The sequence below is a fragment of the Mesorhizobium sp. M0001 genome (assembly GCF_040324255.1).
Classification (GTDB): domain Bacteria; phylum Pseudomonadota; class Alphaproteobacteria; order Rhizobiales; family Rhizobiaceae; genus Mesorhizobium.
Genome location: NZ_JAMYVS010000017.1, coordinates 49,853 through 73,737 on the forward strand (window position 1 = coordinate 49,853; position 23,885 = coordinate 73,737).

21 protein-coding genes are annotated in these 23,885 nt (G+C 63.7%); 9 read left to right on the forward strand and 12 right to left on the reverse strand.

The features are described 5' to 3' along the window. Positions 1-23: 23 nt before the first annotated feature. The 9 genes from NKK50_RS28425 to NKK50_RS28465 form a co-directional block, all read right to left on the reverse strand. The gene (locus tag NKK50_RS28425; protein WP_023834680.1) at positions 24-1,631 is read right to left on the reverse strand and encodes a GMC family oxidoreductase; all 1,608 of its coding nucleotides are present in this window, start codon (positions 1,629-1,631) and stop codon (positions 24-26) included. After that, positions 1,628-3,166, reverse strand: coding sequence for an FGGY-family carbohydrate kinase (locus NKK50_RS28430; RefSeq protein WP_352544233.1), 1,539 nt, complete (start codon positions 3,164-3,166; stop codon positions 1,628-1,630). The genes NKK50_RS28425 and NKK50_RS28430 overlap by 4 nt, the downstream gene beginning before the upstream one ends. Further along, the gene (locus tag NKK50_RS28435) at positions 3,159-4,001 is read right to left on the reverse strand and encodes a class I fructose-bisphosphate aldolase (protein ID WP_352544234.1); all 843 of its coding nucleotides are present in this window, start codon (positions 3,999-4,001) and stop codon (positions 3,159-3,161) included. The genes NKK50_RS28430 and NKK50_RS28435 overlap by 8 nt, the downstream gene beginning before the upstream one ends. Then, positions 3,913-5,721: a glycerol-3-phosphate dehydrogenase/oxidase gene (locus NKK50_RS28440; protein WP_352544235.1), complete on the reverse strand. Its 1,809-nt coding sequence runs from the start codon at positions 5,719-5,721 to the stop codon at positions 3,913-3,915. Before NKK50_RS28440 ends, NKK50_RS28435 begins: the two co-directional genes overlap by 89 nt. Before the next feature lie 77 nt (positions 5,722-5,798). Beyond that, positions 5,799-6,794, reverse strand: a complete 996-nt coding sequence (locus tag NKK50_RS28445; RefSeq protein WP_352544236.1) for an aldo/keto reductase — start codon at positions 6,792-6,794, stop codon at positions 5,799-5,801. Then, positions 6,784-7,764 carry a sugar-binding transcriptional regulator gene (locus tag NKK50_RS28450; RefSeq protein ID WP_352544237.1) on the reverse strand — a complete coding sequence of 327 codons (981 nt, stop codon included), beginning with the start codon at positions 7,762-7,764 and terminating at the stop codon, positions 6,784-6,786. The genes NKK50_RS28445 and NKK50_RS28450 overlap by 11 nt, the downstream gene beginning before the upstream one ends. Before the next feature lies 1 nt (position 7,765). Further along, positions 7,766-8,752 carry an ABC transporter permease gene (locus NKK50_RS28455; protein ID WP_352544240.1) on the reverse strand — a complete coding sequence of 329 codons (987 nt, stop codon included), beginning with the start codon at positions 8,750-8,752 and terminating at the stop codon, positions 7,766-7,768. Between the two features lie 17 nt (positions 8,753-8,769). Continuing rightward, positions 8,770-10,296, reverse strand: coding sequence for a sugar ABC transporter ATP-binding protein (locus NKK50_RS28460; RefSeq protein WP_352544238.1), 1,527 nt, complete (start codon positions 10,294-10,296; stop codon positions 8,770-8,772). 68 nt (positions 10,297-10,364) lie between these two features. Next, a complete protein-coding gene (locus tag NKK50_RS28465) occupies positions 10,365-11,336 on the reverse strand; it encodes a substrate-binding domain-containing protein (RefSeq protein ID WP_352544241.1) in 972 nt (323 codons plus the stop codon). A gap of 403 nt (positions 11,337-11,739) precedes the next feature. Between NKK50_RS28465 and NKK50_RS28470 the strand changes: the two genes are divergently transcribed. Then, the gene (locus tag NKK50_RS28470) at positions 11,740-12,270 is read left to right on the forward strand and encodes a hypothetical protein (RefSeq protein WP_023670503.1); all 531 of its coding nucleotides are present in this window, start codon (positions 11,740-11,742) and stop codon (positions 12,268-12,270) included. 80 nt (positions 12,271-12,350) lie between these two features. Further along, positions 12,351-12,518 (forward strand): hypothetical protein, encoded by a 168-nt coding sequence (locus NKK50_RS28475; RefSeq protein WP_023736790.1) that lies wholly within the window; start codon positions 12,351-12,353, stop codon positions 12,516-12,518. Here NKK50_RS28475 and NKK50_RS28480 read toward each other — a convergent pair. Then, positions 12,495-13,751 carry a ubiquinone biosynthesis hydroxylase gene (locus NKK50_RS28480; RefSeq protein ID WP_352544239.1) on the reverse strand — a complete coding sequence of 419 codons (1,257 nt, stop codon included), beginning with the start codon at positions 13,749-13,751 and terminating at the stop codon, positions 12,495-12,497. The genes NKK50_RS28475 and NKK50_RS28480 overlap by 24 nt on opposite strands. Positions 13,752-13,863: 112 nt before the next feature. Between NKK50_RS28480 and tesB the strand changes: the two genes are divergently transcribed. The 6 genes from tesB to xth all read left to right on the forward strand — a co-directional run bounded on the left by tesB (position 13,864) and on the right by xth (position 21,598). Continuing rightward, positions 13,864-14,739: an acyl-CoA thioesterase II gene (gene tesB, locus NKK50_RS28485; protein WP_023683895.1), complete on the forward strand. Its 876-nt coding sequence runs from the start codon at positions 13,864-13,866 to the stop codon at positions 14,737-14,739. A gap of 218 nt (positions 14,740-14,957) precedes the next feature. Then, positions 14,958-15,296: a P-II family nitrogen regulator gene (locus NKK50_RS28490; RefSeq protein ID WP_023670499.1), complete on the forward strand. Its 339-nt coding sequence runs from the start codon at positions 14,958-14,960 to the stop codon at positions 15,294-15,296. A gap of 13 nt (positions 15,297-15,309) precedes the next feature. Next, positions 15,310-16,758, forward strand: a complete 1,449-nt coding sequence (locus NKK50_RS28495; RefSeq protein ID WP_373420142.1) for an ammonium transporter — start codon at positions 15,310-15,312, stop codon at positions 16,756-16,758. A gap of 346 nt (positions 16,759-17,104) precedes the next feature. Then, a complete protein-coding gene (locus NKK50_RS28500) occupies positions 17,105-19,774 on the forward strand; it encodes a DNA translocase FtsK (protein WP_352512776.1) in 2,670 nt (889 codons plus the stop codon). Positions 19,775-19,912: 138 nt separating this feature from the next. Next, a complete protein-coding gene (locus NKK50_RS28505) occupies positions 19,913-20,593 on the forward strand; it encodes an outer-membrane lipoprotein carrier protein LolA (RefSeq protein ID WP_023834675.1) in 681 nt (226 codons plus the stop codon). A gap of 198 nt (positions 20,594-20,791) precedes the next feature. Continuing rightward, entirely contained in the window at positions 20,792-21,598 is an 807-nt protein-coding gene (xth, locus tag NKK50_RS28510; RefSeq protein WP_352520777.1) for an exodeoxyribonuclease III, read from the forward strand. A 159-nt stretch (positions 21,599-21,757) separates the two neighbouring features. Here xth and NKK50_RS28515 read toward each other — a convergent pair whose 3' ends face one another. After that, positions 21,758-22,213: a cyclic nucleotide-binding domain-containing protein gene (locus NKK50_RS28515; protein WP_023730228.1), complete on the reverse strand. Its 456-nt coding sequence runs from the start codon at positions 22,211-22,213 to the stop codon at positions 21,758-21,760. Between the two features lie 177 nt (positions 22,214-22,390). Next, positions 22,391-23,074, reverse strand: coding sequence for a response regulator transcription factor (locus NKK50_RS28520; protein WP_023670493.1), 684 nt, complete (start codon positions 23,072-23,074; stop codon positions 22,391-22,393). Positions 23,075-23,219: 145 nt separating this feature from the next. On the opposite strand from NKK50_RS28520, the gene NKK50_RS28525 reads away from it, so the two are divergent. Further along, entirely contained in the window at positions 23,220-23,756 is a 537-nt protein-coding gene (locus NKK50_RS28525) for a L,D-transpeptidase family protein (RefSeq protein WP_198037337.1), read from the forward strand. Positions 23,757-23,885 lie beyond the last annotated feature (129 nt).

The window sequence follows — 23,885 nt, forward strand, 5'->3', positions numbered from 1 at the left end:
CTAGCCCCCGCTCCCTCACACATCTATGCAGGCCGGCGGATCATATCCGCCGCCTTCTCGGCGATCATCACCACTGGCGAGGCGGTGTTGCCGGAGACGATGCGCGGCATGATCGAGGCGTCGACGACGCGCAGGCCCTCGACACCGGTCACGCGCAGGTCCGGGCTGACGACGGCGCGGCCGTCGACACCCATCCTACAGGTGCCGACCGGATGAAAGATGGTCGTCGCGATCGAGCCGATCTGGTGCAGCAGGTCCTCGTCCGACTGGTGGGCGAGACCAGGCAGGATTTCTTCCGGATGGAAGCCGGCAAGAGCCTTGGCGGTCATGATGCCGCGCGCCTGGCGCACCGAACGCAGCGCGATCTCGCGGTCGCGCACCGTCGAGAGATAGTTCAGCCGGATTTCCGGCTGCACCGCCAGGTCGCGGGTCGTGGCGTGCACCGAGCCGACGCTCTCGGGCCGCAGATTGCAGACCGACATGGTGATTGCCGGGAACGGGTGCAGCGGGTCGCCCAGCCGGTCGGTAGACAAGGGCTGGACGTGGTACTCCAGGTCCGGCGTCGCCATCGACGGACCGGATTTCGAGAACATGCCGAACTGGCTCGGCGCCATCGACATCGGTCCCGAGCGGCCAAAGGCATATTGCAGCGCGATCTTCGCCTTGCCGCTCAGGCTGTTGGCTAGCGTGTTGAGCGTCAGCGCCGACGACACTTTGTAGGCAGTGCGGATCTGCAGATGGTCCTGAAGGTTCTCGCCGACATCGGGGCTGGCGTGAACCACATCGATGCCGAGCGCGGCGAGGCGATCCGGCTCGCCGACCCCGGAAAGCTCCAGCAGTTTCGGCGTGTTGATCGAACCGGCGGTCAGCAGCACCTCGCTCCTGGCCTTTGCCTCTATGGCTTGGCCGCCGGCGCGGTAGCGGACGCCGATAGCACGCTTGCCCTCGAGCAGCACTGTCTCGACATGCGCGTTGACGACCAGCCGAAGGTTGGGCCGTCGCAGCGCCGGGCGCAAGAATGCCTTGGCTGTGTTCCAGCGTACGCCCTTGCTCTGGTTGACTTCGAAGAAGCCGGACCCCTCATTGTCGCCGTCATTGAAATCCTCGCGCGGCATGATGCCGAATTCCTTGGCCGCCTCCTGCACCGTGTTCAGGATCGGCCAGGACAGGCGTTGCCGCGCCACTTTCCATTCGCCGCCGGAGCCATGCAGCTTGGTCTTGCCGCCATGATGGTCCTCGGATTTGAGGAAGTAGGGCAGCACATCGTCCCAGCCCCAGCCGACATTGCCCATCTGCCGCCAGCCATCGTAGTCCGCCGCCTGGCCGCGCATGTAGATCATGCCGTTGACCGAGGTGCAGCCGCCCAGCACCTTGCCGCGGGGATAGACCAGCGAGCGGCCGTTCAGGCCGGCTTCGGGGGCAGTCTTCATCATCCAGTCGGTGCGCGGATTGCCGATGCAATAGAGATAGCCGACCGGGATATGCACCCAGTGATAATTGTCGCTGCCGCCGGCCTCAAGCAGCAGCACGCGCGTCGCCGGGTTTTCGCTCAGCCGATTGGCCAGCACGCAGCCCGCCGTGCCTGCGCCGACGATGATGTAGTCGTAGTCGCCATCGAGCCGTTGGGTCATTGCGGTGGTTTACTCGGCGGTGTTCTACTCGGTTCTGCCGCCTGTTCGGCCCAGAACGATCGCAGCGTATCGGCAAGGCCGCAATAGGCGCGATAACGCCTGTTGTAATGGTCCTGCATGGCCGGGTTCGGACGATAGGCGGCGCTTGACCGGGTCATGGCGTCGACGCCGGCCTCATAGTCGGCGAACAGGCCGGCCGCGACCCCGGCGCCGATTGCCGCGCCAAGCGCGCCGGTCTCGCGCGCCTCAGGCACGGTGATCGGCACCCCAAGCCCGTCGGCGAAGATTTGCGGCCAGTGCTCGCTGCGCGAGCCGCCGCCGGATAGCACGGCTCTTTCGAAGCCGACGCCGGCTTTTTTCAAGACTTCGATGTGGCGCCGGTGCTCGAACATCACGCCCTCGAACAATGCGCGCAACAAATGGCCTTCCCCGTGCCAGCCGGCGAGGCCGTAGAAGCCGGCGCGAAACTCCGCCCCTTGCCCGGAGCCGTAGAGAAACGGGTGGAAAATCGGATCGTCCCAGGCCGGCGTCACCGCGCCGACAGCCGCGTTGCAGTGGCCGAACGGATCGTCATGATGGGCACCGCGCTCGACGAATTCGCGCACATACCATTCGAGATTGGCGGCCGATGTAGCGCTGGATTCGATATTGACGAAACGGCTGGGGCCGAAGCGCGCCGCCATGAAAACATCTGGGTCGCCAACCGGCGTAATGGAGAAGACCTGATTGACCGACCAGGTGCCGGCGATAACAGAGGCTTCGCCGGGGCGCACGACGCCCGCCCCCATGGCGCTGGCGACGACGTCGAAATAGCCTGCGATGACCGGCATGCCTTCCGCCAGTCCGGTCTCTTCAGCCGCTTGCGGGGTGACCGCGCCGGCGATGTCGGCGCTGTCGAGCAATCGAGGCAGTTTGGCCTGCGCATCCTCAATGCCGTAGAGCGCGAGAAGCTCGGAATCATAGACGCCTTCGGGCATGCGGACGAGGCCGCAGCCGGACATGTCGGAGACATCGCTGACACGCTCGCCCGTCAAGCGGAAAGTGATGAAATCCTTGCACAGCATCGCCGTGCCGGTTGCGGCATAAAGGTCGGGCGCATGCTGCTTGACCCAGGCCAGCAAGGTCGGCGTCTGCGCCGGCCACGGCTTTTGCAGGCAGATCGCGTGCAGCGCTTCGGCATTGCGCGCCGCCAGCGTCGACGCCATGCCGGCGGCGCGCGTGTCGAGCGACTGGATGCCGATCAGCGGTTCGCCGGCACGGTCGACCAGATAAAGGCCGTTGCCATGGCCGGCGCAGCCGACGGCGGCGATCTCGCGGGCATCGATGCCGGCCTGCGCAATGCAGGCGCGTATGGCGTCGCGCGCAGCGGCCCACATGCCGCCGAGGTCGCGCTCGACATAGCCCGGCTGCGGCGTGTGCGAACGGCCGGCGACCGCATGCATGGCGAGCTGCCGCCCGGTATGATCGAACAGCACCGCCTTGATGATGGTGTTGCCGGCGTCGAGGCCGAGCAGATAGGCGGCTTGATCAGCCATTGTTGTAGATGTCCCAAGCCTCTTCGCCGCCGGCGTCGTTGTGGATCATCGCCATCAACGCACTCACTACCGCCTTCGGATTGGCATGCTGATAGATGTTGCGGCCATAGACCAGCCCCTTGGCGCCTTGTCTGAGCAGGGCTGACGATTTTGCCAGCACCGTCTTGAGATCGTCCTTGCCGCCGCCACGCACCAGCACCGGCACGCGTGCCGCCTCGACGACGCGGTGGAAATCTTCCGCGTGCTCGGTGGGGTCGGCCTTGATGATGTCGGCGCCCATTTCGGCGGCGAGCCGCACCAGCGTCACGATCTTTTCCGCATCGCCGTCGACCTGATAGCCGCCTCTGATATCGTTGGGCAGCATAACCAGCGGCTCGATCATCAAGGGCATGCCGTATCGCTGGCAGGCGGCGCGGACCTTGGCGATGTTTTCGACGCATTGGCGAAACAGTTCCGGCTCGTCGGGCAGCATGAACAGATTGACGACGACGCAGGCCGCATCCATTTCCAGCGCGCCGATGATCGGCTCGTCATGGTTCTGCAGCATCGACCACATCACCCGGTGGCGCTGTGCATTGTAAGGGTTGCCCATGTCGATGCGCATGACCAGCGCCGGCTTGTCCTTGTCCGGCCGCGATTGCAGCAGATCGGCCTGGCCATAGGCGAGCTGCAGCGCATCGGGCCCTGCCGCGATCAGCGTGTCGATGACACGTGACATGTCCTCCAGGCCGATGAGAAACCCCGGTTCATTGCAGACGCCGTGATCGAGCGCCACGTCGAGGCAATTGCCGTTGGTGAACATCCGGTTCATCCGGGCCTTGGTGCTGACTTTCATGTTCTGCTCCTGGGATCGTGCGTTGGTCGAGCATCTCTTGCGAGACGCCGTGATAGGTGCCGAGTTCGGCGATGAGACTTTTTATCTCCTCGTCGCGGTACGGATCGCTCCAGCCGCGTTCGGCGGCCAGTACATCGGCGATGCGCTTGATTGATACCGTCGAGATGTCGCCGGCAATGGCAAGCGACGTGCGGCGCAAGACAACATCCGAGAGGCAGGTCACGAACTCATGCCGGGCGAGATAGACGATCTCGGCCGTCGTGGTTTCGGTCCTGTCGTCGAGCCTGATGTCGTCGGAACGACCGAGGCAGAACTGGATGATGTCGCGCGCGCCGCTGCCGTAGCGATCGATGAGATAGGCGGCGCGGTTGGCACTGATCGCGAACTCACCCGCCAGCTCGGTTGCCAGCGATGCCGGATTCTCGGGGAACCCGAGGCCGCCGCCAATCGCCAGCGCCAGCGTACTGCAAACGCGCTCGCGGCCAAGCTCGGCCAGCACGTCATCGCCCGCCTGCTCGGCGAAGGCGCGGAAGGTCGTCCACTTGCCGCCGATCATGCAGAACTGTGGGATGCCGCCGGCTATGCGATGCACGGAATGGCCGCGCGATATCCTGCCGGTGAAGGCATGGTCGCTCTTCGGCAGCGGCCGGATGCCGCTATAGGTGAAGACGACGTCGGCGGCACGGACCGGAATGGACGGGAATACCAACCGCGCCGCCGCCAATATGTAGTCGGTCTCGGCCGGTTCGCAGCGCACGCGCCCGGCTTCGCTGACGCGGATATCCGTCGAGCCGACCAGCACCTTGCCGAGATAGGGAAACATGATGCAGACGCGACCGTCGGCATTCTCGAAGAAAATCATGTGACCGCCGAGCGCACGGTAGAGCGGCTCGTTGTCGAGGATGAGGTGCGAGCCCTTGGTGCCCTCGACCAGGGGCGACGCGGGCTTTTCGGAGGCGTCGAGCCGGGCGATCGCCGAATCGAGCCAGGCGCCTGTCGCATTGACGATCGCCTTGACGGTCACGGCGAAACGTTCTCCGCCAGCCGTGTCGGTGAGTTCGAAGGCCGACCCTACCCGCGCAATCTCAGCGCGGTTCAGCGCGAGGCTGTCGGGCGCCAGGCGTGCGGTATCGAGCAGCAATTCGATGCCGAGCCGTTCGGGATAGCTTATCCATGCGTCGTAGTAGGTCGCGGAAAAACGAAGGTTGGGATCGAGCGCCGGCCATTGCGCGAAGGTCGCCCTGGCGCCACGGAAACTGTGGCGCGGCAGCACCCGGCGCTTGCGCGTCGTCCAGTCGTAGAGCGCGAGGCCTGCCTTGATCGCCAGCGCGCCACGGCTGGAAGGCGTTTCCGAAAAGCCGAGAAAGCCTGCCGCGCCGTTCATCAGCCCGGAGAAGACGGAGCGGATCGGAATTGTCGTCGGCAGCGGCCGCACCATATGCGGCGCATTGGCCAGCAGCGCGTCGCGTTCGCGCAGCGATTCCTGCACCAGGCCGAACTCGCCATTCTCGAGATAGCGCAGGCCGCCATGGATCATGCGCGAGGGTGCCGCACTGCAGCCCGAACAGAAATCGTTGCGTTCGACCAGCAGAACTCGGAGACCCTGCAGCGCCAGTTCGCGGAAAACGCCGATGCCGTTTATGCCGCCGCCCATGACAACGACATCGAACGCGCCGTTGCGGCGGATCGTGTCGAGGATGACGGTTCTCTGATCAGGCATGGCTTTGCCGGGCAAGGTTGGGCCGTTCTGCCGTCCGGTGGACGGCAGCTCAACTTGGTTCGGGTTACTGGTGGCGGTCAGGCGTCGAGATTGGTCAGATGGCGGCTGGCGGCCTCACTGATCTGGTTGATCTCCTGTCCCGACAATTTGATGCGGCCGGCCTGCGCGTTTTCCCTGGCTTGCTGCGGGCTGCGCGCGCCGCAGAGTGAGAAGGTGATGCCGGGCTGCTGCAGCGTCCAGGCGATGACCACCTGCGCCTCGCTGGCGCCGTGCGCCTCGGCACTCGGCTTGATCGCTTCCATCAGCGCTGCCACCTTGCGGCGGTTGGGCTGCGAGAAGCGCGGATTGTCCTTGCGCTGGTCGTCGCCGGTAAAGAGGCGGTCGGGACCGATCTTGCCCGAGAGCAGACCGAGCGCCAGCGACGAATAGCTGAGCACCGACACGTTGTTCCCGGCGCAGAAGGGCAAGAGATCCTGTTCCATGTCACGCGCAACCATGCTGTATTCCTGCTGGACCGCATCGAGTTGGCCGGCCGCGAGATAGGCCTTCACATCGGCGACGCTGACATTGCTGGCGCCGATGGAGCGGATCTTGCCCTGGGTCTTGAGGCGGTCGAGCGCTTCCATCGTTTCAGTGACCGGCGTGGTCGGATCCTGCCAGTGGGTGATGTAGTGGTCGATATGGTCGGTGCCGAGGCGGCGCAGGCTCTGCTCGACTTCGTAGACGACAGAGTCGGCACCGAGATAGCGATGCACCGGCGCGCCGTCATAGTCGAAGAAGTGGTTGCCCTTCTTGGTATGCCAGACCAGCCCAAGCTTGGTGGCAAGGACGACCTTGTCACGGCGACCCTTTATCGCCTTGCCGACGATTTCCTCCGACAGGCCTTGGCCATAGGCAGGCGCGGTGTCGATCAGCGAAACGCCTTCGTCGATCGAGGCGCGGATGGTGTCGATCGACTGCGCCTCATCGGTGCCGCCCCACATCCAGCCGCCAATGGCCCAGGTGCCGAGGCCAATCGCGGAGGCGGATATTCCCGACGCGCCAATGGTGCGCGTCAACATTTCAGGCGACATTGCGTATGCTCCCCGCATTGCTCAGGACTGCATTGGCCGTCTCTTCGTCGACGACCAGTGATTTGAGATAGTTGCCGCGAAGCGCTGCGCGGATCGGCCAGACCTTTTCGGCGCCGCTGGCGACGCCCATCACCGACCGGCAACGACCGAGCTCCGAAGGCGCCAGCGCCACCAGGCGGTCGTTGGGCGGATAGTCGGCCAGCGTGCCGTCGTCGCGGATCAGATGCGCAAGGAACTCGCCGACCGCGCCGCTGGCGGCGAGTTTTTCGCGGTCGGGATCGAGGCCCGGGTGGAGGTCGTAATAGCTCGACCCCGGCGTCTGGATCGAGCCGACGCCGACCAGCGCGATCGCCGCCTTGCGCGCCAGATCGAAGATTTCGCGCACCGAGGCCATGTCCAGCAGGAGATCGCGCTGCTCGCGGCTTTCGGCAAAGAGCGGCGCATGCAAGAGCATGCTGGTGCCGCCGAGGCGTTCGGCCAGCCGCGTCGCCAGATGGTTGACGTCGGTATAGTGCTTGCCCTGGACGCCGCCGGTCAGCGGCACGACGGTGACGTCGAAGGCGCGCTCGGGCTGCAGGTTTTCGACCAGCGCGCTGATCGCCTTGCCGCCGGTAATGGCGATGACGTCGCCGTCGCGCAAAGTCTCGAGCAACTGGTTGGCCGCCGCGCGCCCCACCTGCTGCAGCGTGCTGTCGGGACTGCCGGCCACGGTCGGAGTCACGATCGCGGCTGCCAGTTGCGCGACCTCGATCAGCTGCTTTTCGCTGTCGACGAGGCGCTGGAACGGGCTCTCGACCGCGATCGTCAGCATGCCGAGCTTGCGCCCTTGCGCGATCAGCCGATTGACCTTCGACGCCGAGAGGTTGAGTGCTGCCGCAATGTCGTTCTGCTTCATGCCGTCGACGAAGTGCAGCACCAGCACCGTGTGGATCTGCCGGATCGCCTCGAAATCTTCCCTGCCGTCCGCCATCTCAGCCCCGCCGCTTGTTGAAGTAGTAATCGGCGGTGACCGCCGTCAGCAGAATGGACCCGCGGATGATGTCCTGCCAATAGACGGACACGTCGAGCAGAGCGAGCGAGCTTGAAACGACGGAGAGCAGGATGGTGCCGAGGATGGCGCCGAGAATGGTGCCGGAGCCACCAGTGAGGCTGGCGCCGCCGATCACCGCGGCGGCGATGACGTTCAGCTCCATGCCGGCGCCGAAGGTCGGCTGGGCCGAGCCGAAGCGGGCCATGTAGATCACGCCGGCAAAGCCGCACAGCGTCGAGCACAAAGTTGTCGTCAGGAACACGACCTTCTTGGTGCGAATGCCGGAATAGGCGGCCGCCTTCTCATTGCTGCCGGTGTAGAAAACTTTGCGGAACATCGTCGTGCGGCGCAGCATGAAGTCGGACAGGATGACGAAGACGATGAAGATGATGATGACGACCGGAATGCCGCCAATGGCGCCCTGGCCGATGAATTTGAACTCGGGCGGCAGTGTGTAGAGCCCGAGCGGCCGGCCGCCGGTGCCGAGCAGGCAGAGCCCGCGCGCAATCACCATCACGGCCAGAGAGACGATGAAGTGGTGCAATCCCACCTTGGTGACGAAGAAGCCCATAAAGGCGCCGATGCCTGCACAGGCCGCTATTGCAATCAATGATGCCAGCCAGGGGTCGACGCCGCCGAGGAAGAGCAGGCCGGCAATGACCATGGCGAGTGCGGTGACCGAACCGACCGAAAGGTCGATGCCGCCTGAGATCAGAAGGATCGTCATGCCGACGACGACGATGCCTTCGACCGCGAAGGCCATCGCCATCGCCCGCATGTTGTCCCAGGTCAGGAAGTACGGCGATGCGAACGACATGACCGCAAAGAGCACGGCGATGATGAGGATCAGACCGGTCTCGCGCATCCTGATCAGGCCGCCAAGCCTTTCACCGAACCCGATGCGGGCCGGCGGCGTCACGCTGTCCATGCTTTCCCCCACGATGCTCATGCGGCGCTCCGTTGCCGGCCGTCATCGGCAAGCGATGCCAGGACCATGATGTTTTCTTCGGTCATTTCCGCGCCGGTGACCTCGCCGGTGAGGCGTCCCTCGCGTACGATCAGCACCCGGTCGCAGACACCGATCAGTTCCGGCAGTTCCGACGAGATGACCACGATGCCGACGCCGTCGCGCGCCAGTTTGCGCAGGATCCGGTGGATTTCGGCCTTGGCGCCGACATCGACGCCGCGCGTCGGCTCGTCGAGGAAGATCACTTTCGGGTCGACCGACAGCATCTTTGCGATCGCCACCTTCTGCTGGTTGCCGCCAGACAGCGTCGAAACCGGCTGGCCGACATGGCCGCATTTCAGCGACAGCTGGCTGCCGATGGTCTCTGCCTGCTGCTTCTCGCGCCGATCGTTGATGAGGCCGAAGCGGGTCGAGATCCGGTCCACCGCCAGCGCCGAGATGTTGGCGGCGATCGACATGTCGAGGAACAAGCCGTCGCCCTTGCGGTCCTCGGAGAGGTAGACGATGCCGGCCGCGATGCTGTCGCCATAATGGGCCAGCGACAGCGGCTTGCCATGCAGGCTGACATTGCCGGTCACCTGACCCTCCAGCCGGCAGATACCCCGAACGATCTCGCTGCGACCGGCGCCGATCAGGCCGCCAATGCCGAGGATTTCGCCCTTGCGCAACTGGAAGCTGATGTCGCGGAAGGTGGTTGCTTCGCAGAGGTTGCTGACCTCAAGCAGGATCTCCTCAGCCCGCTCGTCGCCGCGCAGCTTCTCGGGATAGAGGCTGTCGATGACGCGGCCGACCATGGACGCCACCACCTGTTCTGGCGTCGTCGCCGATATGTCGAGCGTGGTGATGTACCGGCCGTCGCGCAGCACCGTGACGCGGTCGCAGTTTTCGAAGATTTCGGCCATGCGGTGCGAGATGTAGATGATGCCGATGCCTTCGCCGGCAAGCTGGTGGATGATCTCGAACAGTTTCTTGGCCTCGCGCTCGGTCAGCGCTGCCGTCGGCTCATCGAAGATGAGGATTCGGCAATCGAGCGTCAGCGCCTTGGCGATCTCGACCAGCTGCTGCTGGGAGATCGACAGGCTGCGCACCATCGCGGTCGGATCGGTGTTGCCAAGCCGCGCCAGGATCGCGGCAGCACGTTTCTCGAGGTCGCGATAATTCATCAGCAGCGCCTTGCCGGCGTTGGTGATCGACATGAAGATGTTTTCGGCCACCGAGACATCGGGGCACAATGCGATCTCCTGATGCACGAAGCCGATGCCGAGCTTTTGCGCCACCAGCGGCGAGCGGATCGAAACGGAGCGGCCGTCGATCTGGATGTCGCCGCTGTCGGGCGGCAGTATGCCGTCGATAACCTTCATGAGCGTCGACTTGCCGGCGCCGTTCTCGCCGGCAATGGCGTGGATTTCGCCGGCGCGCAGCTCGAAACCAACATCGCGCAACGCACGGACAGGGCCGAACGATTTGCTGAGGCCGGATATTTTGAGGAGGGCCGGTTTTTCCACGGAGGTTCTCGACTGCTCAGGAAGATGGAGGCAACCGCGCCAAGCGGCGCGGCTGCCCAATGGTCGGATCAACTGGGATCGCGGCCCTGCATGTACTTGTTCAGGTCGAACGAGTCGGCATTCTCCTTGGTGATGACGGCAAAGCCGTTATCGGCGAAGGGGATGCTCATCGGGTTGTGGCCCGACGTCTTGTAGTCGTTGAACGGGTCGATCAGTTCCGGATGCGCCGCCATGAAGGTGGCGAGGAAGCCGAGATAACCCTGCATCCCCTGGTTCGGGCTCAGCGCCATGTGGATGTTGCCGGCCTTGATCTGCTCCAGCGTCGCCGGGGTGATGTCGGCATGCATGATCAGCACCTTGGCCTTGGCTTCGAGAACGGCCGCGACCGCGCCTTCGGCCGAACCGGCTTCCGGTATCCACAGGGCCTTGAGGTTCGGGTTGGCCTGCAGCATCGAGGCAACCGCCTTGTTGGCGACATTGGCGTCCTGGTTAGAGGCCTGGCGTCCGACAAGCTTCATCTTCGGATAGTTCTTGGCGAGGTAATCGATGAAGGCAGTGACGCGAAGGTCGTGGTTGCTCTGGCCAGGGTTCTCCAGCACGCCATATTCGGCATCGTCGCCGACCTGCTTGACGATCTCCTCGGCGGCAAATTTGGCTTCCGCCAGATTGTCCGAGGTGATGTAGGAGACGCGCTTGGATTTTGGCGAGTCGGCGGCGAAGGTGACGACGGTGGTGCCGTTCTCGATGGCGCGGTTGATCGGCTCGATGAACGGATCGGCCTGCATCGGGTGCAGCAGCACGCCGGCCGGCTTCTTGATCAGATCCTGTTCGAAGGAAGCGATCTGCTTGGCGATGTCATAGTCCGGCGTGCCCGAAAACACTGTCTTGCAGCCCATCGCCGCAGCCGCCTGCTTGAAGCCCTGATAGACCGGCACCCAATAGGGATGCGCGGAGACCATGACGTTCATCACGTAGGTCTCATCCGGCTTGCACTGAAACTTGCTCTCTGCCGACGCCGGCATCGCCAGGGTCAACGTCATCACAGCGGCGCTCAGCGCGCCCACCAGCCCAATCCTGTTCATTCTCTCCTCCGGGTTCCCCGACGATGAAAGCCTCGTCGCATCAGCTTTGCAAGAAACTTCATAAGATGAAATCTCTGGCGAGATTGAATACGGCGGGATTTGTGGCATGTCAATGATGGCGAATGAAATATCAGTATGTGAAATATCTTGCAGGTGGGGTGGGGTGGATGCGAAGTCGGCGTTATCGCCAAGCGGTTGCACCATCAGATGCCCGTGACGAGCGACCTGAACCCAGGACGTCCGATCTCGGCGTCTGGATGATTAGGGGGCCAGCTCTGTTTTCTCATCAGATACAATTCTTGCGTGTTGAAGCAACGCCGGAGTTCTCCTATCGTCGCCGCAATTTTCGGGGGAATTCGACATGCCTTTCCTGATTGCTATTCTCGGCGTGCTGGGAGCCGGGGCGTTCTGGTGGTATCGCATGAAGGCCATGAACGAAGCCGCGCGCGAGGTCGCCGACGTCGTCGGCCGCGTCCAGGGCAACATAAGGCGCAAGAAGCTGCGCAAGCAGGCGGCGCTGTCGCCGCTGACGGCGATCGACGATCCGGTGGTGGCGGCGGCAACGCTGATCACCGCACTGGCAGCGGAGCACGGCCCGATCCTGCCGAAGCGCGAAACGGTCATCCGCGAGGTGATCTCGCAGATTGCGGACAACCAGAAGAAGACCGATGAAGCCGTCGTCTACGCCAAATGGGCCGCGGCGCAGATCGACGACACGACGATCGTCATCGACAAGCTGGCGCCCTTCCTGCGCGAGCGCCTCGATCCGCATGAGCGCGAAGACCTGCTGCAGATGCTGGATCGTGTTGCCAAGAGCGGCGAGCAGAGTTTCAAGGTCGCCGACCAACGCATGCTGCGACTGCGGCAGAAGCTGGGGTTTGAGGTCAACTGACCTCGGTCAACATTGATCTTGAACGGAAGGCGGTCGTCCCCACATCAATGGGACGGTACCCCCAAACCGTCAAGGCACAGATGGAAGCAATTGCGTACGTGGCTGCGGAATTGGCCGATCTGATCGGCATGCTATTTGGTGACAGATTGCGCAAATCCCGCGCCGGCAGGCTGGTGATCGGCACGCTGGTCGCCATTGTGGTCTTCTACTACCTTGTCTGGCTGCTAGATCGCCTCCCCCTTCAATAGTCGCGGTGTGCCGCCGGAAAGCCCCGACGCCTGGCGGATGAAGAACTCCTTCAGCCTGGGCATCCGTTCGACAAGGCCGAGGCCTATGTCGCGGAGCTGGCGCAGCGGGCCGATGTCGTTGGAAAACAGCCGGTTCAGCACATCTGTGGTGACGCCCATCTGCACCGTGTCGAAGCGGCGCCATTGCTGGTAGCGCTCGAGCACGTCGAGCGCGCCGATATCCTGTCCCAAGCGATCGGCCTCGACCACCACTTCAGCAAGGGCCGCCACATCCTTGAAGCCGAGATTGAGGCCCTGGCCGGCGATCGGGTGGATGCCGTGCGCGGCGTCGCCGGCAAGTGCTACGCGCGGGGCGACAAAGGCGCGCGCGATGGTCAGGCCGAGCGGCCAGGCGCGCGGCTTGTCGGTGACGCGGATTTCGCCGAGCTTCAGGCCGAAGCGCAATTCAAGCTCCTGCTCGAAGACGAGGTCGTCGCCCGAGACCAGCTTTTCGGCATCCTCGGAACGTTCGACCCAGACCAGCGACGAACGGTTGGTGCCGTCCTCGGTCGGCTTGAGCGGCAGCGTTGCAAACGGGCCGGCCGGCAGAAAATGCTCTTCGGCGCGGCCATTGTGCGGGCGCTCATGCGCCACCGTGCAGACGATGCCGGACTGGCCATATTCCCATTTCACCGTCTTGATGCCGGCCATGTCGCGCAATTTGGAATTGACGCCGTCGGCGGCGACCAGCAGCCGCGCCTCAATCGCCGCGCCGTCGGCCAGATGCACGGTGATGCCGGCGCCATTGCCGTCGAACGATGCGACCGCGACACCTTCGATGATGTCGATGCCGAGCTTTTGCGCGCGGCGGCGCAAGGCGCTGTTCAGGTCCTTGTTGGCGACCATGTGGGCGAACGGTTCGCCCGGCGCGACCTCGCCATCGAAGGTGAGAAACACCGGACGCACCGGATCGGCGGTGCGCGAATCGGTGACGATCATCTCGGTGATCGCCTGCGATTGCCCGACGATTTCCTGCCAGACGCCGAGCTGGTCGAGCATGCGGCAGGCGGCGGCGGCGATCGCCGAGGCGCGGCGGTCCTTTTGCCAGACGCCGGCGGGGGCAGCATCAACGACCGCCACGGCGAGGCCCGGCCGCGCCTGTTTCAGCGACACGGCGGCGGCGAGGCCGACATAGCCGGCGCCAGCAACCAGCACGTCGAGCGGGGTTTTTGCGTCCGGGTTGCGGTTCGCCATGTCAATTCCTTTCGAAGTCTCGACCATCCCCGCCCACTGGGGCATTCCGGCCTTGACTGCCCGCCATTCCTGTCGGAAACCGCCATAGCATCTTACGGCGAGGTCACGAAGCATGACGGCGGCCATGGACGAGCTTCTCAGCATTCTCGACCTCGAGCAGCTGGAACACAATCTGTACCGTGGTCGCAGCCCCAAGCTCGACTGGCAGCGCGTTTTCGGCGGCCAGACCATCGCCCAGGCGCTGGTCGCCGCGCAGCGCACCGTCGAGCCCGAGCGCCACGTGCATTCGCTGCACGGCTATTTCATGCGGCCCGGCGACACCAAGGTGCCGATCGTCTACGAGGTCGACCGCATCCGCGATGGCGGCTCCTTCGCCACGCGGCGCGTGGTGGCGATCCAGCACGGCCAGGCGATCTTTTCGCTGGAAGCCTCGTTCCAGCAGGACGAGGTTGGCCTTGAGCATCAGCTGCCGATGCCGCGCGACGTGCCGCCGCCCGACAGCCTGTTGTCGCAGCGCGAATTGCTGGGCAAGTTCGGCGAGGCGGTGCCGGACGGCATCAAGCGCTACTGGGAGCGTGACCGGCCGATCGAGATGAAGCCGGTGATGCTGAAGCATTACACCAGCCGCGAAAAGCTGGAGCCGCAGCAGAACATCTGGATCCGCACCACCGGCCCGGTGCCGGCCGACCGCGGCATCCAGGCGGCGGTGCTTGCCTACCTCTCCGACATGACGCTGCTCGACACCTCGACCTTTGCGCACGGCCGCGCCATTTTCGACCGCGACATCCAGGCGGCGAGCCTCGACCATGCGATGTGGTTCCATCGCAGCCATCCGCTCGATGACTGGATCCTGTACACGCAGGACAGCCCGTCGACGCAGGGGTCGCGCGGCTTCACCCGCGGCTCGCTGTTTGCCCGCGACGGCACGCTGATCGCCTCGGTTGCCCAGGAAGGCCTGATCCGGCTGAAGCGGCCGCCTGCGGAATAGGCATTTTCGAAAAATTGCCTACTTTTTAATCAGTGACTGTCCGTTGACAGTGCGCACCGTGGCGCCGGGACTCGAGCGATCTGTTTATTTACAATGAGTTAACACCCTGCTTCGGCAACTGGCACGGAGCTTGAATCCTGTTGGGCACTCTCCGGGCTTTTTGGGATCGGTGAAGGTGTGCAAACGCGGGGGACCGCAACAGCAAAGGGTGAAACCTTATGAAAATCGTGATGGCAATCATCAAGCCGTTCAAGCTCGACGAGGTGCGCGAAGCACTCACCGCCGTCGGCATCCAGGGCCTGACCGTCACCGAAGTCAAAGGCTACGGGCGTCAGAAGGGACACACGGAAATCTATCGCGGGGCGGAATACGCGGTCAGTTTCCTGCCGAAGATCAAGATCGAAGTCGCGGTTAGCACAGACCTGGTCGACAAGGCCGTCGAAGCCATCACGGCGGCGGCCAAGACCGGCCAGATCGGCGACGGCAAGATCTTCGTCTTCGGCATCGATCAGGCGGTGCGCATCCGTACCGGCGAAACAGACACCGACGCACTTTGAGCGGCGAGCACGTATTCCAATGGAGAGTTCAATGAATATACCTTCCACCTTGAAGTCAGTGGCGCGCTCCGCGCTGCTGGGCTCCTTAGCGCTCGGAGCATTGGGCACGGTTGCTGCCTTCGCGCAGGAGGCGGCTCCCGCCGTCGCGGCGGCAGCGCCAGCAGCGCCGGCTTTTACCGTCGACAAGGGCGACACCACGTGGATGATGATTTCCACCGTGCTGGTGCTGTTGATGACCATTCCCGGCCTTGCGCTTTTCTACGGCGGCCTGGTTCGTACCAAGAACATGCTGTCGGTGCTGATGCAGGTCTTCACCATCACCAGCGTGGTCATGATCATCTGGGTCTTCTACGGCTACAGCCTCGCCTTCACCCCGGGCAACGCCTTCGTCGGCGGCCTTTCGAAGATGTTTCTCTCCGGCGTCAACGTATCGACGCTTTCGGAAACCTTCAGCAAGGGCGTCGCCATTCCTGAACTGGTGTTCGTCGTCTTCCAGATGACCTTCGCCTGCATCACGCCCGCCCTGATCGTCGGCGCATTCGCCGAACGCGTCAAATTCTCCGCCTTGATCCTTTTCGTTATCCTATGGGTGACGTTAATCTACTTCCCGATCGCGCACATGGTCTGGTTCTGGGGCGGCCCGAGCGCCTATGCCGACCCGTCCGGCCTGATCTTCAGCTTCGGCGCCATCGACTTCGCCGGCGGCACGGTCGTTCACATCAATGCGGGCATTGCCGGTCTCGTCGGCGCGCTGATGATCGGCAAGCGCATCGGCTACAAGAAGGACATCATGGCGCCGCACTCGATGACCCTGACCATGGTCGGCGCTTCATTGCTGTGGGTCGGCTGGTTCGGCTTCAACGCCGGTTCGAACCTCGAAGCGAACGCCTATGCGGTGCTGGCGATGATCAACACCTTCGTCGCCACGGCGGCGGCGGCAGTGGCCTGGATCGTGCTTGAATCGCTGCTGCGCGGCAAAGCCTCCATGCTCGGCGCTGTTTCGGGCGCGGTCACCGGCCTCGTCGCGATTACGCCGGCTGCAGGTTTTGCCGGCCCGATGGGCGCTATCGTGCTTGGCATCGTTGCCACCTTCGTCTGCTACTTCTTCGTCTCGGTGGTGAAGAACACGTTCGACTATGATGACAGCCTCGATGTCTTCGGCGTCCACTGCGTCGGTGGCATCATCGGTGCGCTAGGCACTGGCATTCTGGTCAATCCCGCCCTCGGCGGCGCCGGCATCGTCGACTATTCGACGGCCGACTTCGCCGCCGGCTATGCCGGCACGGCCACGCAGCTCCTGGCGCAGGGCAAGGGCGTCCTGGTAACCCTGCTGTGGTCGGGCATCGGCAGCGCCATCCTCTACAAGGTCGTCGACTTGATCATCGGTCTGCGTCCGACAGCCGACGCCGAGCGCGAAGGCCTCGACCTGACTTCGCATGGCGAAGCGGCCTACCACTCGTAAGCCTTGCGGGGCGGCCTCGGCCGCCCCGCATTCTCCCATCCCGTCGTGACGCTCCCGAAAGGAGTTCACGCTTTGAGGCCCGGGTCATTCCGGGCCTCTCTTTTTGGCAACCGTGCTGGCAGGCCTCGGTCCCTGCGCAATCACGTTCTAGTGATGGCCGCCGGCGGGGAGACGTCGACCGGATTGGTTCCGAACTGTTGAGACTGCCTACAGTGGAGTGAGCAAGATCGTGGCTCTGGGTGCGTATAGTTAATGCGGCCTTAACCTTCCCCCCGATAGTCTGACATCCGAATCTGCCGGAGTGCGTCATGCGCCCGGCCAGTCCATGACAGACGGGGAACGAAGCATGCGTTCAGGGGCTTCAGCACCGCTCGCGCTGACCGATACGGGGCACGGCATCCAGGCATTCGCGCGGCGCCAGGTCGGGCGGCTGGTCGGCGCCGGCCTGTTTGCGCTGGTCGCCTTTGGCGTCGCGGCGCTGGCGACCTGGAACGTCGCCGATCCCAGCTTCTCGCACGCCACCGACAACATCGTCACCAACGCCATGGGCTATGCGGGCGCGGTATTCTCCGACCTCGCCATGCAGTTCTTCGGCCTTGCCGCGGTCGCCGCCCTGGTGCCGGCGGTGATCTGGGGCTTTCTCCTGTTTTCGGCGCGCGGCGTCGACAGGCTGCCGAAGCGCGGCCTTGCCTGGTTCGGCTTCGCGCTGCTCGCGGCGGCGATGGCCGGCTGCGTGGTGCCGCCCAAGACCTGGCCGTTGCCGACCGGCCTCGGCGGCGTGTTCGGCGACATGGTGCTCAATATTCCGGGCCTGGTCATTGGCGGCTACCCGACCGGCATCGTTGCCAGCGTCATTGCCATGGTGCTCATTGCGCCGGCGCTGTGGCTGTTTGCCTATGGCTCGGCGCTGATTGCGCGCAAGAACGGCTTTGCCGTCATGGAGCGCACCGCGGAGCCCGATCCCCGAGAGGACGACCTGCTCTTCGACGAAGACGACGACGAGGGCGACGAAGGAATACTGGCGCTCGGCGCCATTACCCACTGGTGGCTGTCTTTCCGCGCCTGGATGCATCGCCGGGCTGTGCGCCGCCAGCAGGAGCGCGACGAGTTCGAGCCGGAGATAGAGCAGCGCTCCACCGCATGGCGCCGCGCCGCCGAACGGGTCGAATCAGCGGAATTCGCCGAAGCGCGGATGAGCCCGGATGGCCGCGCCCGCGTCGAGCCGGAATTCTTCGCCGCCATGGTCAATGACCGCAGCGTTTCCGTCGATCCGGACGATGACGACGTCCTCGATGCCGGTTTCGACAATGGCGACGAGGAGGTCGAACTCGACGACGAGCCGGTCCCGCGCCGTGCCGCGCCGAACGCCAAGGTGCAAAACTTCCGGTCAGATGCGGCGACCCGCGTCGCCGCACCTGCGCCGCGTCCCGCTCCCGGCGCGCGCGTCCAGCGCGAGGCGCAGACCTCGCTGATCGGCTCGGAAACATTCGAAATGCCGTCGCTGCATTTCCTGTCGGAGCCGAAGAACGTGGTGCGCGACGCCAGCCTGTCCAAGGACGCGCTGGAGCAGAATGCGCGCCTGCTCGAAGGCGTTCTGGAGGATTTCGGCGTCAAGGGCGAGATTATCGCGGTACGGCCCGGCCCGGTGGTCACGCTCTATGAGTTGGAGCCGGCGCCCGGCATCAAATCGTCGCGCGTCATCGGCCTGTCCGACGACATCGCCCGCTCGATGAGCGCCATTGCCTGCCGCGTCGCCGTGGTGCCCGGCCGCAACGCCATCGGCATCGAATTGCCGAATGCCAAGCGCGAGACCGTCTATCTCCGGGAGATCCTGGCCAGCCGCGATTTCGAGACGACCAAGTCCAAGCTGGCGCTGGCGCTGGGCAAGACCATCAATGGCGAGGCGGTGATCGTCGACATCGCCAAGATGCCGCATGTGCTGGTCGCCGGCACCACCGGCTCCGGCAAGTCCGTCGCCATCAACACCATGATCCTGTCGCTGCTCTACAAGCTGACGCCGCAGGACTGCCGGCTGATCATGATCGACCCGAAGATGCTGGAACTTTCGGTCTATGACGGCATCCCGCACCTTCTGACGCCGGTGGTCACCGACCCGAAGAAGGCGGTGGTGGCGTTGAAATGGACCGTGCGCGAGATGGAGGACCGCTACCGCAAGATGTCCAAGGTCGGCGTGCGCAACATCGACGGCTTCAACGCGCGCGTGCAGTTGGCTGAAAAGAAGGGCGAAAAAATCTCGCGCACCGTGCAGACCGGCTTCGACCGCCAGACCGGCGAGGCGATCTACGAGACCGAGAACCTCGATCTCGAGCCAATGCCCTACATAGTGGTCATCATCGACGAGATGGCCGATTTGATGATGGTCGCCGGCAAGGACATCGAAGGCGCGGTGCAGCGCCTGGCACAAATGGCGCGCGCGGCCGGCATCCATGTCATCATGGCGACGCAGCGTCCGTCGGTCGACGTCATCACCGGCACCATCAAGGCCAATTTCCCGACCCGTATCTCCTTCCAGGTGACGTCGAAGATCGACAGCCGCACCATTCTGGGCGAGCAGGGCGCCGAGCAGCTGCTCGGCATGGGCGACATGCTGTACATGGCCGGCGGCGGCCGCATCCAGCGCGTGCACGGCCCGTTCGTCGCCGACGACGAGGTCGAGAAGATCGTCGCCCATCTGAAGCTGCAGGGCGTGCCCGAATATCTCGACGCCATCACCGAGGATGACGGCGAGGACGATGACGAGCCGTCGGGCAAGGGCGGCGCTGGCGGTGGCGGCAACAGCAATTTCGAGGATTCCGACGATCCCTACGACCAGGCGGTCTCGGTCGTGCTGCGCGACGGCAAGGCGTCGACCAGCTATATCCAGCGCCGGCTCGGCATCGGCTACAACCGCGCCGCCTCGATCATCGAGAAGATGGAGAAGGAAGGCATTGTCGGCCCGGCCAACCATGCCGGCAAACGCGAAATCCTGGTGCCGACCGAGGACGACAAGTTCTGATCAGCCGATACGGCCCGGCGGCAACCTTGAACCTTTTGGCGCGTTACAGCGACTGAGCGCTGTCCGGCCCGCCAAACTTAAGTCTAACTGGGGGTCCACGGACTGCAACGAGACACACACCACACGAGAGTGACCGGCATGAAAAACGATCTTTCCGCGATCAGCGATTTCGCTCCAAACCGTCGCCGGTTGCTCGGCCTTGGCCTGATGCTTGCCGGCGCCGCGGCCATCAACGTCGTGCCGGGGTTCCAGCTCTTGGCCTCGGCGCAGGCGGCGGTGCCGCCGACGGCGCAAAAGATCGCCGACCATTTCTCCTCGGTCAAATCGATGAGCGGCGAGTTCGTCCAGTTCGGCCCCAACAACCAGCAGACCGGCGGCAAGTTCTTCCTTGAGCGGCCAGGCAAGATTCGCTTCAATTATGACGGCAAGTCGAATTTCCGGGTGATTTCCGACGGCAAGTCGGTGGTCATCCTCAACAAGCGGCTGAAAACGTCCGATCTCTATCCGTTGTCGAAGACACCGCTGAAGCTGTTGCTCGACACCAAGATCGACCTCTCGGGCGGCCGCGTCAAATCGATCAAGGAAGAGAGCGACCTCACCACCATCCAGCTTGCCGACAAGTCGGTGTTCGGCAATTCGAAGATCACCATGATGTTCGATCCGAAATCCTATGATCTGCGCCAGTGGACCATCACCGACGCGCAGGGCAAGGACACCACGGTGATGATCTACAACACCAAGGAAGGCGTCAGCTTCCCTGCGGACACCTTCGCCATCGACTATACGGCGAACCGCGAGCTGAACACCAACCACCGCTAGATCCGGTCAGGCCGGCCTGCAAATGGCGATCTCCTGCGCTTCCGGCGCTCACGTGGTTTAAGTACGCTCCGCTCCGGTTCTCGGAGACCACCATTTTCGACTCGGCCTGACCTGAATCAGGGCCGCCGCCCGCAAAGGCTGGCTTGTGTTTGTGGCGCTCGGCTGGCAGTAGATCGGCGACCTTGTTCGGACCGCCGCATGCCCTTCTCCATCGCCACCTGGAACATCAACTCCGTGCGCCTGCGCATGCCGATCGTCGAGCGGCTGCTGACGGAGCAGGCGCCCGATGTGCTTTGCCTGCAGGAGACGAAGGTTCCCGACGAGCTGTTTCCGGAAAAGGCGTTCCGCAAGGCCGGCTACGAGCACATCGCATTCCATGGCCAGAAGGGCTATCACGGCGTTGCGACGGTGGCGCGGCGGCCGATCGAGATTGTCGAGAAACGGCGCTTCTGCGAGATCGATGACAGCCGGCATCTGTCGGTCAAGGTGCAGGCCGGCGGCAAGGCAATCCTGGTCCACAATTTCTACGTGCCGGCCGGCGGCGACGAGCCCGATCCGGAGATCAACCGCAAGTTCCGCCACAAGCTCGATTTCGTTGCCGAGATGAACGCCATCCGCGCCGCGCATGACCAGGTGTCGGCTTCGATCCTGGTCGGCGACCTCAACATCGCGCCGCAGGAGCACGATGTCTGGTCGCACAAGCAATTGCTCAACGTCGTCAGCCACACGCCGGTCGAGACGCAAAATTTCGACGCGATGCGGATCGCCGGCGACTGGGTCGACCTGATGCGGCTCGACGTGCCGCCAGACCAGAAGCTCTACACCTGGTGGAGCTATCGCGCGCGGGACTGGGAAGCCTCGAACCGCGGCCGCCGGCTCGACCATGTCTGGTCGTCACCGAACCTGGTGCCGAGCTTTGCCGGCTATGAGATCCTGCGAGAGGCGCGTGGCTGGGAGCGGCCCTCGGACCATGTGCCGGTGATTGCGCGGTTCGACCTGGATTAGGCGTGCCGATATTCAGGTGAGGCCGGCCTGCAATGGCCGATACCTGCGCTTCCGGTGCGTACTTTGAGTACGCTCCGCTCCGGTTCTCGGTATCAGCCATTTTCGACTCGGCCTGACCTGAATCTCGACATACCCAAGCGTGAGCGCGGTCGCGGGGACCTACCCGCCAAACCTTGGGGCCAGCTTCTCGATGCGGGCGATCATGGCCTGAAAATCATCGAGGATTCGCTGGTGCAGTTTCACCGCCACTTCGGGATATTCCTCCAGGATGCGGCGAAACATCTTGCGGCTCAACCTTATCACTTCCGAATCGGTCTCGGCCGAGGCGCTGGTCAGCCGTCTTGAGTCGGCGATCAGCGCCAGTTCGCTGAGGATCGTGCCGGGGCCGGCGGTGCCGATCGGGATGCGGTCGCCATCCTGCTCCCGGTAGAGCACGATGCGGCCACTGACCACGATATAGGCTGAGTCGGCTTCGTCATCCTCGCGGTACAGCTTGCGGTCGGCCTGCAGATGGGTGGCTTCGGCGCCGAAGGCGAGCAGGCGCAGCTGTTCCTGCGTGAAACCCTCAAAGAGCTTCACGGCGGACAGGATGCGGATGTCGTCATCCAGCGCCATCTCTAGCTGCGTCCCCGAACGGTCAGTCCAATCCCTCCCTTAGAGCGCCGCGCGTCCAATTGGACGCGCAAAGGACGCTCTAACACTTCAATCTGCGCAGCGGGCCGATCCAGGCTCCCCCAGCCGGATCCTCCCCGAAACAGTCCCGCCCCGACCGCTTATTGAACAATGAAAAGTTTAAGGAACCAGCTTGTAGCCGCCGCTTTCTGTCACAAGAATTTCAGCATTGGAAGGATCGCGCTCGATCTTCTGGCGCAGCCGGTAGACGTGAGTTTCCAGCGTGTGCGTGGTGACGCCGGAATTGTAGCCCCACACTTCCTCGAGCAGGACGTCGCGCGTCACCACCTTCTGGTCGGCTCGATAGAGATATTTGATGATCGAGGCTTCCTTCTCGGTCAGCCGCACCTTGCCGCCGCGCTGGTCGATCAGAAGCTTCTGGCTGGGCTTGAACGTGTAGGGCCCGACCGAAAAGGTGGCGTCCTCGCTCTGCTCGTGCTGGCGCAGTTGTGCGCGTATGCGGGCGAGCAGCACGGCGAAGCGGAACGGCTTTGTGACATAGTCGTTGGCGCCGGCCTCGAGGCCCAGAATTGTGTCGGAATCGGTATCGTGGCCGGTCAGCATGATGATCGGCGCCTTGTAGCCGCCCTTGCGCAGGATCTTCACCGCCTCGCGGCCATCCATGTCGGGCAGCCCGACATCCATGATGAGCAGGTCGATGAGCCCGCCGCGCGCCGCGGCGACGCCTTTGGCGGCGGTCGCTTCCTGCAAGACGTCGAATTCTTCGTAAAGGGCCAGTTGCTCGACGAGGGTTCCGCGCAGGTCGTCATCGTCGTCAACGATCAGAATGGTACGTGATGTCATGGATCAATCCATTGTTTTGAAAAGAATTTTCAGTTGACCGCCCCCCATTTATGCGGAAGCTGACCGGCGCAACAGTCCGATCACAGTGATTTGTTCCGTGACACGATCATACAAGAAAAAACGCGATCGCAATGCAGCCGGCGCAATTTTGCCGAAAGGGCTGCGTGTGCTGGTGGTTCGGGCGAGGCCGGGCAACCCCAGCCAGGGGATATTGCAGGCCGGCAGCAAGGTGTTTGCCTGTGCGCTCGGACGCGGCGGCATCTCGGCCAACAAGCGCGAAGGCGACGGTGCGACGCCGCTTGGCGAGATGCGGATTTTGTCAGGATATTTTCGGGGCGATCATTTCGCGGCCGGCCGCAAAACCCGGCTGGCGATGGCGCCGATCGGCGCCGATCTCGGCTGGTGCGAGGTGCCGGACGACCGCAACTACAACCGGCCGGTGAAAATCCCCTATGGCGCCAGCCATGAGCGAATGCGGCGCGACGACCGCCTCTATGACGCCTGCCTTGTGCTCGACTGGAACATGGCGCCGCGCCGGCGCGGCCGCGGCAGCGCCATCTTCTTTCATCTGACCCGCCCAGGCTTCACACCGACGCAAGGCTGCGTGGCGGTGACAGCGCGGACAATGGCGCGGCTGTTGCCGCTGGTGTCGGACCGGACGGTGGTGAGGGTGGTGAGGTAGGGAGTAGGGAGTAGGGAGTAGGGAGTTCTCGGCGTCGTTTCAATCCTTCACTACTCACTACTCCCTACTCACCATTGCCTAACGCCTTCTCGGCTTCTGCCACCCAGTGTCCAGCAATCCAAGCCGGCC